Here is an 11,309-nt window from a genome sequence, read left to right on the forward strand (position 1 = left end):
CCATGATCGAATTGTCGCAGATGTACGTCATGTGACGCATGACTGACGCCTTGACTCTTTCCTAGCATCGGCTCGGCATCGCATCAGTCCCTGGAGCAGCTCATGACCAAACCCACGCTGGAGCCGGCCGCCCAGGCCTTCGCCGATGCCACCGCCAACCCTCCCTACCTGCACGGCATGCCGCTGAAAGCGGGCCGCCTCGCGCTGGCCGAGGTGCAGCACCCGGACATCCGCGTGCCGGGCGTCATCCGGCAGCCGATCGCCGGGACGAGGCTCACCCTCTTCCGCCCCGGGAACGCCGACGGCCCGCTGCCGGCGGTGCTCTACCTCCACGACGACTGGGTGTTCGGCGGGCAGCACGCCCACGAGCGGCTGGCCCGCGAACTGGCGCACGAGTCGAGGGCGGCGACGGTGTTCGTCGACTACAGCCTCTCGCCCGAGGCCCGCTACCCCGTCGCGCTCGGTGAGGGCGAGGCGGCGCTGGACTGGGTGCGTACGCACGGCGGCGCCTTCGGCCTGGACCCCTCGAAGATCGCGGTCGTGGGCGGCAACCTGGCCGCCGCGCTGGCCCTGACCGCCCGGGGGCGCCTGGCCGCGCAGGTGCTGCTGTGCCCGGCCACCGACGCGTCGTTCGACACCGGCTCCTACCGGGAGTTCGCCGAGGGCTACTTCCTGCGCGCCGACGGCATGCGCTGGTGCTGGGACCAGTACGTCCCGGACCAGGCGCGGCGGGCCGAGAGCACCGCCTCGCCGCTGCGGGCCACGGCGCGCGAACTGACCGGGCTGCCACCGGCCCTGGTCATCACCGCCGAGGCCGACGTGCTGCGGGACGAGGGCGAGGCTTACGCCGCCACGCTGCGCCGGGCGGGCGTACCCGTGACCGGGGTGCGCTACCAGGGCGTCATCCACGGATTCCTCACGCTCAACGCCCTGCGCGGCACCCACGCCGCCCAGGCGGCGATCGATCAGGCCGGACGTTTTCTGGCACGGGTGCTCCGCCCTGGCGACAGGAGGCAGTCATGACAGGCAGACCGGTGACCAAGGCCGCCGTCATCGGCACCGCGGTCGAGTTCTACGACCACGCCCTGTTCGGGCTGGCCGCGGCCATCGTCTTCGACGAACAGTTCTTCCCGGCCGGCAGTCCCGTCGCGGGCACCCTCGGCTCCTTCACCGCGTTCGCGGTCGGATTCCTGGCCCGTCCCATCGGCGGTGTCGTCTTCGGTCATCTGGGCGACCGCGTCGGGCGCAAGCCCACACTGGTCGTGACGCTGCTGCTGATGGGGCTGTCCACGGCCGGCATCGGGCTGCTGCCCACCTACGGTCAGGTGGGCGTGGCGGCGCCGGTCCTGCTGGTGCTGCTCCGCGTGCTGCAGGGCTTCGGCGCCGGAGCCGAGTACGCGGGCGCCCTGGTCATGGTGGCCGAGACCAGCGACCCGCGTCGGCGGGGGCTGTGGGCCTCGCTTCCGGGCGCGGGCGTCCAGGTCGGCATCCTGACCGCCACGCTGGTCTTCACCGCGGTGACGGCGCTGCCGTCGTTCGAGACGTGGGGCTGGCGGTTGCCGTTCGTGCTCAGCCTCGTGGGCGTGGGCGTCGGACTGTTCCTGAGGTTCCGGGTGCCGGAGTCGGAGATCTTCGAGCGTGAGCGCGCGCGGGGCCTGAGCCGTTTCCCGGCGCTGGAGGTCCTCCGGAGGCAACCGCGGAGCATGCTGATCGCCTTCGCGGCCAACGCCCCCTTCGGCGCGATCGCGTACATCCTGAACGTCTTCGTGTTGTCGTACGTGACCAGGACGCTCGGCCTGCCGGCCACGGTGGGCCTGGTCGCCAACGTGCTCTCCTCCGCGGTGGCGATCGTGGCCACCCCGCTGTTCGGGCTGCTGGCCGACCGCGTCGGCCGCCGTCCCGTCTTCCTCGGCGCCGCGCTCCTGCTCCTCGTGTTCGCGTACCCGATGTTCTGGATGATCGACACCGGCCGCCCCGAGCTGGTGATCCTCGCGGTCACGCTGGGGTACGGCATCCTCGTCATCGGCATGTTCACCGCGCTGGCCTCGCTGCTCGCCGAGCTGTTCGACACCCGCCACCGCTACAGCGGCGTCGCCATCGCCCGCGAGTGGACGGCCGCGCTGACCAGCGGCCCCGCCCCGCTCGTGGCGGCCGCCCTGGTGACGGGCGCCGGCGGCGCCTCCTGGCCCATCGCCCTGCTGCTCATGGTCTGCGCGGCGGTCGCCTTCACCGCCGTCCTGTTCGCCCCGGAAACCCGCCACCGCGACCTCACCGAGGCCGTACGCGAACCGCCCGTCCGTACCGGTGCAGTCATCTGACCGATTGACGCCGGGCGCCGCGCATCTAGCGTCGAGCCCAACGACGCCCACATCCCTTCGACACCCGATTCGGAAGGACCTGAGATGCCTGTTCTGAGCACCTCCGACGGCACGCAGATCTTCTACAAGGACTGGGGAACGGGACAACCGGTCGTGTTCAGCCACGGCTGGCCGCTGAACGCCGACGCCTGGGACGGCCAGCTCAACCTGGCCGCCTCGCACGGCTTCCGCGCCATCGCCCACGACCGGCGCGGCCACGGCCGCTCCGGCCAGCCGTGGCACGGCAACGAGATGGACACCTACGCCGACGACCTGGCCGCCCTGCTGGACACCCTCGACCTGCGCGAGGCGGTCCTGGTCGGCCACTCCACCGGCGGCGGCGAGGTCACGCGCTACATCGGGCGGCACGGCACCTCCCGCGTGGCCAAGGCCGTGCTGCTGGGCGCGGTGCCGCCGCTGATGCTCAAGACCGAGGCCAACCCGCACGGCCTGCCGATCGAGGCGTTCGACGCCATCCGCAACGGTGTCGCGGCCGACCGCTCGCAGTTCTACAAGGACCTGGCCGTCCCCTTCTACGGCTACAACCGGCCGGGGGCGCAGGTGTCACAGGGCGTCATCGACGCCTTCTGGCTGTGGAGCATGCAGGTCGGCGTCAAGGGCGCGCTCGACTGCATCCGGGCCTTCTCCGAGACCGACTTCACCGAGGACCTCAAGCGCTTCGACGTACCCACCCTGATCGCGCACGGCGACGACGACCAGATCGTGCCCGTCGTCGCCTCCGCGCTGGAGAGCGCCAAGCTGGTCAAGGACGCCACCCTGAAGATCTACGAGGGTGCCCCGCACGGCCTGACCGGCGCCTTCGAGCGCGAGTTCGGCGACGACCTGCTCGCCTTCCTGAACTCCTGAGTTTCCGAGTCCCGCAACGCCGTCCACCGGCCACGTCACCCGATAGGGAGTCACGATGAAACCCGACACGATCGTCCTGGTTCACGGTTTCTGGGTCACACCCCGGAGCTGGGAGCACTGGGTCACCCACTACCAGGCCAAGGGCTTCAAGGTCCTCGCCCCCGCCTACCCCGGATTCGAGGCCGAGGTGGAGTCGCTCAACACCGACCCGGCCCCGATCGAGCAGGTGACCGTCCCGCAGATCATCGAGTCGCTGGAGACGCTGATCGGCGGGCTGGAGACGCCGCCGATCATCATGGGCCACTCCGCGGGCGGGGTGTTCACCCAGATCCTGCTGGACCACGGCTACGGCGCCGCCGGGGTCGCGATCAACTCCGCCCCCACCGAGGGGGTGAAGATCATCCCGCTGTCGCAGATCAAGGCCACGTTCCCGGTGCTGAAGAACCCGGCCAACCGGCACAAGGCCGTCGGTCTCACCTTCGACCAGTGGCGTTACGCCTTCACCAACACCTTCCCCGAGGACCAGGCCCGCGCCGCCTACGAGCGCTACCACATCCCCGCCTCCGGCCAGATCTTCTGGGGCAGCGCTCTGGCCAACATCCACCCGGGCAAGGACGACAACTGGGTGAACTACCACAACGACGACCGCAAGCCGCTGCTGTTCGTCTCCGGTGAGCACGACAACCTGATGCCGCCGAAGATCCAGCGCTCCAACGCCGCGCACTACAAGTCGCCGAAGACCGTCACCGAAGTGGTCGAATACTCCGGCCGCTGCCACCTGATGCCCGCCGAGACGGGCTGGGAGGAGATCGCCGACCACGCCCTCACCTGGGCACTGAAGCACTCCTGACCCCGTAGGAGGGAATCCCATGACGAAGGTCAGGTTCACCCACGTCGGCGGCCCCACCGTCCTCATCGAGTTCGGCGGCTGGCGGCTGCTCACCGACCCGACCTTCGATCCCCCCGGCCGGACCTACTCCTTCGGCTGGGGGACCTCCTCCCGCAAACTGGCCGGCCCCACCGTGGACGCCGCGGACGTGGCGGGAGTGGACGCCGTACTGCTCTCCCACGTCCACCACGGCGACAACCTCGACGACGCGGGACGCGCCCTGCTGCCGTCGGCCGGCACGATCGTGACGACCTCCTCCGGCGCCCGCGCCCTGCCCCTGCCGGCTCGCGGCCTGCGCGCGGGGCAGGCCACCCGCCTGGAAGCCCCCGGCCGCCCGCCCATCGACGTCACCGCCACCCCGTGCCGGCACGGCCCACCGCTGAGCAGGCCGATCGTGGGCGAGGTCATCGGCTTCTCCCTCACCTGGCCCGGCCAGGAACACGGCCCTCTCTGGATCACCGGCGACACCGTCTACCACCGCGCGCTGCGCCGGGCCGCCGCCGCGATCCGGCCGGGAACGATCCTGCTGCACCTGGGCGGCGTCGGCTTCCCTCTCACCGGGCCGCTGCGCTACACCATGACCGCGAGCCAGGCCGTACGGCTGTGCGAGGCCGCCGCCCCGCGTACCGTCCTGCCGGTGCACTACGAAGGCTGGCAGCACTTCCGGCAGGGCCGCGACGGCATCGAGCAGGACCTGCTGCGGGCGCCGAAGCGGATCAGCGGCCTGTTCCACTGGCTGACCCCCGGGTCGGCGGAGCAGGTGCGGCTCTAGCCGTGCTGACCACGGACGCCGGCGCCAGGTAGCCCGGCCGGGAGCGGGAGTGGTCGTTGAAGGCTCACAGATGTCCGCTGAATGTCCGGTCCACTTCCCTTGCGATGCCCGCGCCAGGAGGGACAAAGTGCCTAATCAGGCAAGAAGCAGGAGGCGCGAGCCCTGAGAGCCGCGCCGTCGAAGGTTTAGGAGCAGGCTCATGTCCTCATCGGTGCTGTACATGTCCATGTCCCTCGACGGGTACATCGCGGCGCCGAACGACGGGCCGGACAACCCCGGTGGCGACGGCTTCATCCGGCTGCACGAATGGGGCCTGACGCCCGACGGGGAGCGGCACCGGACCGACGGGGCGGCCGGGCGGTTCACCGACGAATACCACGCGACCGGCGCGGTCGTCGTGGGGCGGCGGACCGCGGAGCAGGTCGACCACTGGGGTGGCGACCACCACGGCCGCGGCGTGCCGATCTTCGTGCCCAGCCACCGGCCACCCGGCCCGTCGGTCGCGAACCACCCGCTGGTGACCTATGTGACCGATGGCATCGAGAGCGCGATGGCCCAGGCCAAGGCCGCCGCCGGGGAGCGGGACGTGCTGGTGCAGGGCGGGTACACGGCCCGGCGGGCGCTGGAGGCCGGGGTGCTGGACGAGCTGCAGATCCACCAGGTGCCGGTGCTGTTCGGCGGTGGCCGCCGGTTGTTCGACGTCCTGCCGTCGCGCGTCGAGCTGGACATCGTACGGGTCGTCGACACGCCGGAGGCGACCCACCTCCGCTACCGCGTCCGCCGCTGATTTTACTTGATCGAGCACGGAGAGTTGCCTTAGCCTTACACACGGTAGCTATCGGGCGAGATCTTGAAAGGCCGATCGTGAAGAGATTCATCCTCACCTCCGCGTTCACCGCCGCCATCATCGCGGGCACCGCAGGAGCCGCCTACGCCTCGCAGTACGTCGCCTACGAAGGTGCGGGCTTCACCGGCAGAAGCGTCGTCATCAGCAAGTGCGGCACGTCCAACATCCCCTTCCACGGCTCCTACAAGTGGTACGGCGACGGCCAGAGCGGGCGCATGTACAACCAGCCCAACGCCGAGGGTGTGATGCACTTCGAGCTGCCCTCCAACCGTGGCGCCGAGCAGCGGACCCCCGTGGGCTGGAAGAGCATCTTCATCGTGTGCTGACCCCGCCCCCTGGAGGCCGGGCCCGGGCCGACCGTCCTCCAGGGGACGCCTGCGCGTCGCCGGTCACTCCCGTTTGTGAGCTCGCTCACAACCTGTCACAGCCGATCGGGGCATGTCGTCTTAGAGGCCATGACAAACGCGGAACAGACCTCGGTGCTGATCACCGGAGGCAACAAGGGGCTCGGCCTCGAGGCGGCCCGGCGTCTCGGCGAACTGGGCTGGACGATCTTTCTCGGCTCGCGCGACGAAGGCCGCGGCCGGGCAGCCGCCGACAAGCTGACCGACGGTGGCGCGAACGTGGTCCTGGTCCCGCTCGACGTGACCTCGGACGAGTCGGTGAGCGACGCCGTACGACTCGTCCGCAAGCACACCGACCGCCTGGACGTGCTGATCAACAACGCCGGCGCGCCAGGAAAGGGCATCGCGCCCGCGGACGCGACGGCCGACGAGATTCACTCCGTCTACGACACCAACGTGTACGGACCGATCAGGGTCACGCACGCGTTCCTCCCCTTGCTACGAGCGGCGGACAATCCGCGGGTCGTGATGGTGTCCAGCGGCGGCAGCTCCTTCACGGTCGTGACCGATCCGGAGCAGCCCTTCTCGAAGTTCCACGAGCTCGCCTACAGCTCGTCGAAGGCGGCGCTGAACATGATCACCGTCCGCTACGCCCAGGCGCTCCCGGACGTCAAGTTCAACATCGCCACTCCCGGGGAGGTCGCCAACCGCAGATTCGCCGCCACCGACATGAACCACCACACCGGCGAGATGACGGTCACCGAGGGCACCGACTCGATCCTCGAACTCGCCCTGCTCGACGCCGACGGACCGACCGGCATCTTCATCGACCGCTTCGGCCCCGTCGCCTGGTGACCCGAGGTAGGGCGTGACCGACCGCCCGGACGTGTCGGTTACCCTGCTGGACGTCGTACGAAAGTGCCCTCGGACAAGAAGGCTGGCCAAGGAGATGAGCCGCGGTACGCGAACCGGCGGAGATGAGTCGGGCATGGCCTCGTACCGGCCGCTGCTGTTCTCCATCGCGTACGGGATGACCGGATCGGTGGGCGACGCCGAGGACATCGTGCAGGACGCGTTCCTCGGCGTGACCCGGGCGCGCCAGGCGGGAACCACGATCACCGACCTGAAGGCGTACCTGACGACGACGGTGACGCGGCTGGGCATCGACCACCTGCGTTCGGCGCGGGTCCGACGGGAGACGTACGTCGGGGAATGGCTGCCCGAACCGGTCGTCGTACCCGCCGACGGTTCGGGCCCGGCCGAGCACGCTGAGCTGGCCGACTCGCTGTCGATGGCGTTTCTCGTACTGCTGGAGGCCCTTTCGCCGGTGGAGCGGGCGGTGTTCCTGCTGCGGGAGGCGTTCGGATACGGCCACGCCGACGTGGCGAGGCTCACCGGCAAGACCGAGGCGAACTGCCGGCAGATCCTCACCCGCGCCAGACAACGCATAGCCGCCGGGGGGCAGAGGCACGACAGCGCGCCACCCCCGGCACGGCGCGCGAAGGGTGAGGAGCTGGCCCGCAGGTTCTTCGAGGCCGCCGCGGGCGGCGACATGGACGCACTGCTCGCCATGCTCGCCCCCGACGTGGTCCTTCACGGTGACGGCGGCGGCAAGGCACGGGCGCTCGGAAAGCCGGCGGCCGAACCAGGACGCGTCGCCCAGTTGCTCGTCACCGGCCTGCGCCGGGCCCGGATGTTCGGCGTCTCCCTCCGCCCCGCCTGGGTCAACGGCCGACCGGGCGCCGTACTGTACGACGCCGAGGAGCGCGTGGCCAGCGTGGTCGAACTTGACATCACCGACGGCGCGATCCAGGCGATCCACTCCATAGCCAACCCCGACAAGCTCAGCCATCTAGGACCGGTCTCCGACGTGGGACGCCTGCCGGAGCGACGATCCACGCGTGACGCTGGTTGACCTGCACAGAGATCTTTGCAGCGAACCCACTGCGCCCGGCCGCGCCGGCGATTCCCTCGTCCGCGCCGGGCGGCGAAATGAACGTTTCAGGCTTCGTTGACACGGACGCACGGAAAGCGCTTTCCTTCGGTGGAGGTCGTCCGCAGCAGAAGGTGAGACGAGGATGAGACGAGCAGTCGCGTTGCGACTCCAGGCGGCACTGGCCGCAGTGGCCACCACGGTCGCGGTCGGTGTGGCCCTGCCGATGCTCCAGGCGTCGGCGGCGGTCGGCAGCGCCACCGGCTACGCGACCGGCAACGGCGGGACCACCGGCGGCGCGGGCGGGCAGACGGTGAGAGCCTCGACGGGGACCGCGATCCACGCGGCCCTGTGCGGCCGGGCCAGCAGCAGCACCCCGATCACCATCGAGGTCGAGGGGACCATCAATCACGGCAACACCACCAAGGTGTCGGGCGCAAGCTGCAACACCGCCGCCGGCGTGATCGAACTCAAGCAGATCAGCAACGTCACGATCATCGGGGTCGGCAGCGGGGCCGTCTTCGACCAGCTCGGCATCCACATCCGCGAGGCCCGCAACATCATCATCCAGAACGTGACCGTCCGTAACGTCAAGAAGTCGGGCTCGCCCACCTCCAACGGCGGCGACGCCATCGGCATGGAGAGCGGCGTCCGCAACGTCTGGGTCGACCACGTCACCCTTGAGGCCTCGGGCGGCGAGTCGGAGGGCTTCGACGGCCTCTTCGACATGAAGGACGACACCCAGTACGTGACCCTGTCCTACAGCGTCCTGCGCAACTCCGGCCGCGGCGGGCTCATCGGGTCCAGCGAGAGCGACCGTTCAAATGGTTTCATCACCTTCCACCACAACCTGTACGAGAACATCGACTCCCGTACGCCCCTGCTGCGTGGCGGCATAGCCCACATCTACAACAACTCCTACGTGAACCTCCACGAGTCCGGCATCAACTCCCGGGCCGGAGCTCGCGCCAAGGTGGACAACAACCACTTCAAGGACTCCAAGGACGTCCTGGGCACCTTCTACACCAGCGAGGCCGGCTACTGGCAGGTCGGCGGCAACATCTTCGACAACGTGACCTGGTCCGCGCCCGGCAGCGACAACGCCCCCGCCGGACCCAACCCGCAGTCCAACACCACCGTCAGCATCCCGTACTCCTATAGCCTCGACGGGGCGAGCTGCGTACCGGCCATCGTCCGGCAGACGGCCGGCGCCAACAAGGGACTGCAGGTGTCGAACGGAAGTTGCACACCCCAGACACCGACCGTCAGCCCCACGCCCACCCCTACTCCGACGCCGACCCCTTCGCCCGGCGGACCCAACCTCAGCACCGGAGCCGGCTCCGACGGCTCCAGCAAGGCCGACGGGACGAGCTATGGCAACGTACGCGACGGCGACGTGAGCACCTACTGGTCCCCGGCCGGCTCGACCGGCGACATCTCGATCAAGTGGAGCTCCGCCACGACGGTCTCCAGGGTCGTCATCCGCGAGGCGTCCGACTCGACGGGCAGCATCGGCTCCTGGCAACTCGTCAACGCCGGCACCGGCGCGGTCCTGAAGTCCGGGAGCGGGGCGGGCACCATCACCTTCACCTCGACCTCGCTGAGCAAGATCACCTTCAGGATCACCGGCTCGACCGGCACCCCAAAGGTCACCGAGTTCGAGACCTACGCCGCATAGCGAACAAACCCCACCATCCACGCTGGCCCAGGGCGCCGCGTACAGCGACCCGAAGACCGACATCGGACGCCTGCCGACCCCGGCCGCCCTGGCCCGCATGGACGCGGCACGGCCACCATCACCCCCTGAGCTCGACCCGTCAGCCCGCCGCCTGGCCGTCGCAGACCACCTCCTTGACGAGCCCGTCCACCAGCTTCTGGAAGGTGTAGTTGAACAGGCCGCTGGTGTGCTGCAACAGCATCCGTACGGTGATCCGCCGGTCCAGGCCGAACTCGGGCAGGTGACCGGCCACCGGATCGTCCAGCCCGATCGTGCCCTCGGCCACCAGTTGCAGCACCAGGGTCGCGGTGAAGGTCTTGATGTTGCTGCCCGCCCAGAACCGCCCGTTCGTCGGCGGCTTACCGCTCTGGCCCAGCTCGCGCACCCCCGCACTGCCGGCCCACTCGCCTCGCTCGTCGTGCACGCGTAGCTGCACCCCGGTGAAGCCGGCATCGACGAACGCCTCCATGGCCTTCCGCAGCTCCGTACGCTCCTGCCCGGCTGCGCCCCTCCCCGCTGTCACACTGCCCATCGCGGGGGTGGCCGTCCCTGCCAGCAGCGCGACGGCCAGCCCCGCGCAGCCTGCGCAGCCCCGTCCCGGAGAAGCCGCTGTCGCTGTGCCCCATCATGACTCTCCTTGCCTACAGTGTTCGATCTCGCGAGCGCCGTGAGGCGGGAAGCCGGCCCTCGTGGCAGCGGTAGCCGCACAGGTCGGCATTCATCAGGCGGCGTCGAGGGCTTCGTTGATCTTGCGGGCCATGTCGGCCAGGGTCGGGCTGGACTGGGTGTGGGTGGCGGCGTCGATGGCGACGATAACCGTGCTGCGGAAGTTGTCGGCCTCGGCCGGGTCCTGCTGCCTGAGCAGGGTCATGGACGCCGTCAGGGCGGGCAGGACCTGGTCGGCGAGTTCGGCGACGGTCTTGCCGTACTTGACGCCCTTGGGCGCCTTGGTGAGCACGTGCCCGACCGGGCCGGTGGCGGAGGTCAAGGCGATGGAGCCGTGCGTGGCGACCTTGTGCGCCGACCCGGCGGCACCGGCGGCCGACATCAGCGAGACGGCACCCCACGCGGCGGTACGCAGGGTGAGCTTGTCCTGGTCGGTAAGGATGATCGACATGGTATTGCTCCTGTTCACGTGATGGAACGGCGGAAGGCCGTCCAGGTGCTGCTCGGAGTTCTTGATCGCGCCGGCCGGGTCGCACCCGGCCTCGTGACCGCGATCGCTGAACCGTTCATGCGCTGAGCTTCGCCGACCGCCCTGATACCAGGCCGTTGCCGCCCTGACACGGCAGTGCATGGGGTGGGTGGGCTGTGTCAGCAGCTCAGATCCGAGGCCCACGTCCAGCACCTCGCCGGTGACGTAACGGGCACCGTCGGAAGCCAGGAAGGCGATCGCCGACGCGATGTCCGCCGGCGGGCCGGCACGCTCAAGGGCATTGGCCGTGCCCGGCGGCATGATGTGCCACCTGCAGGCCATCGGGTCCCGAATGGGCTAATTCCATCCTGAAATCGCAGGTCATGCCCCTTGTCTGAGTTTGTTTGGCGGTGTTCGGGTAGGTGGTGACGCCTGATCATGGTGGGTG

General features: G+C 69.6%; 12 protein-coding genes and 1 pseudogene. 10 read left to right on the forward strand and 3 right to left on the reverse strand.

The window, feature by feature from the left end:
* The first annotated feature begins 102 nt into the window (after window positions 1–102).
* The 10 genes from AB0I15_RS40215 to AB0I15_RS40260 all read left to right on the forward strand — a co-directional run bounded on the left by AB0I15_RS40215 (window position 103) and on the right by AB0I15_RS40260 (window position 9,687).
* On the forward strand, window positions 103–1,023 hold the full coding sequence (locus AB0I15_RS40215) for an alpha/beta hydrolase (RefSeq protein WP_358108052.1): 921 nt from the start codon (window positions 103–105) through the stop codon (window positions 1,021–1,023).
* Window positions 1,020–2,318 carry an MFS transporter gene (locus AB0I15_RS40220; RefSeq protein ID WP_358108055.1) on the forward strand — a complete coding sequence of 433 codons (1,299 nt, stop codon included), beginning with the start codon at window positions 1,020–1,022 and terminating at the stop codon, window positions 2,316–2,318. Before AB0I15_RS40215 ends, AB0I15_RS40220 begins: the two co-directional genes overlap by 4 nt.
* A gap of 84 nt (window positions 2,319–2,402) precedes the next feature.
* Window positions 2,403–3,224: an alpha/beta hydrolase gene (locus AB0I15_RS40225; RefSeq protein WP_358108058.1), complete on the forward strand. Its 822-nt coding sequence runs from the start codon at window positions 2,403–2,405 to the stop codon at window positions 3,222–3,224.
* A gap of 55 nt (window positions 3,225–3,279) precedes the next feature.
* On the forward strand, window positions 3,280–4,074 hold the full coding sequence (locus AB0I15_RS40230; protein ID WP_358108061.1) for an alpha/beta hydrolase: 795 nt from the start codon (window positions 3,280–3,282) through the stop codon (window positions 4,072–4,074).
* A gap of 19 nt (window positions 4,075–4,093) precedes the next feature.
* On the forward strand, window positions 4,094–4,885 hold the full coding sequence (locus AB0I15_RS40235) for an MBL fold metallo-hydrolase (protein WP_358108064.1): 792 nt from the start codon (window positions 4,094–4,096) through the stop codon (window positions 4,883–4,885).
* A gap of 199 nt (window positions 4,886–5,084) precedes the next feature.
* Window positions 5,085–5,672, forward strand: coding sequence for a dihydrofolate reductase family protein (locus AB0I15_RS40240; protein WP_358108068.1), 588 nt, complete (start codon window positions 5,085–5,087; stop codon window positions 5,670–5,672).
* 77 nt (window positions 5,673–5,749) lie between these two features.
* Complete coding sequence (locus AB0I15_RS40245; RefSeq protein ID WP_358108071.1) at window positions 5,750–6,058, forward strand: MiAMP1 family antimicrobial peptide; 309 nt, start codon at window positions 5,750–5,752, stop codon at window positions 6,056–6,058.
* A gap of 129 nt (window positions 6,059–6,187) precedes the next feature.
* Complete coding sequence (locus tag AB0I15_RS40250) at window positions 6,188–6,931, forward strand: SDR family NAD(P)-dependent oxidoreductase (protein WP_358108074.1); 744 nt, start codon at window positions 6,188–6,190, stop codon at window positions 6,929–6,931.
* A gap of 133 nt (window positions 6,932–7,064) precedes the next feature.
* Complete coding sequence (gene sigJ / locus AB0I15_RS40255; protein WP_358108077.1) at window positions 7,065–7,991, forward strand: RNA polymerase sigma factor SigJ; 927 nt, start codon at window positions 7,065–7,067, stop codon at window positions 7,989–7,991.
* A 163-nt stretch (window positions 7,992–8,154) separates the two neighbouring features.
* A complete protein-coding gene (locus AB0I15_RS40260; protein WP_358108081.1) occupies window positions 8,155–9,687 on the forward strand; it encodes a pectate lyase in 1,533 nt (510 codons plus the stop codon).
* Window positions 9,688–9,826: 139 nt separating this feature from the next.
* Here the strand turns inward: AB0I15_RS40260 and AB0I15_RS40265 are convergent, their stop codons facing one another.
* From AB0I15_RS40265 to AB0I15_RS40275, 3 genes and pseudogenes are all read right to left on the reverse strand, one after another.
* Window positions 9,827–10,249 carry a serine hydrolase domain-containing protein gene (locus tag AB0I15_RS40265; RefSeq protein WP_358108085.1) on the reverse strand — a complete coding sequence of 141 codons (423 nt, stop codon included), beginning with the start codon at window positions 10,247–10,249 and terminating at the stop codon, window positions 9,827–9,829.
* 198 nt (window positions 10,250–10,447) lie between these two features.
* Window positions 10,448–10,843, reverse strand: coding sequence for a hypothetical protein (locus AB0I15_RS40270; protein WP_358108091.1), 396 nt, complete (start codon window positions 10,841–10,843; stop codon window positions 10,448–10,450).
* Between the two features lie 219 nt (window positions 10,844–11,062).
* A pseudogene (locus AB0I15_RS40275) lies at window positions 11,063–11,161 on the reverse strand (SDR family oxidoreductase); the annotation flags it as partial.
* Window positions 11,162–11,309 lie beyond the last annotated feature (148 nt).

This window comes from Nonomuraea sp. NPDC050643 (assembly GCF_040654715.1).
In the GTDB taxonomy this organism is placed as follows: Bacteria; Actinomycetota; Actinomycetes; order Streptosporangiales; family Streptosporangiaceae; genus Nonomuraea.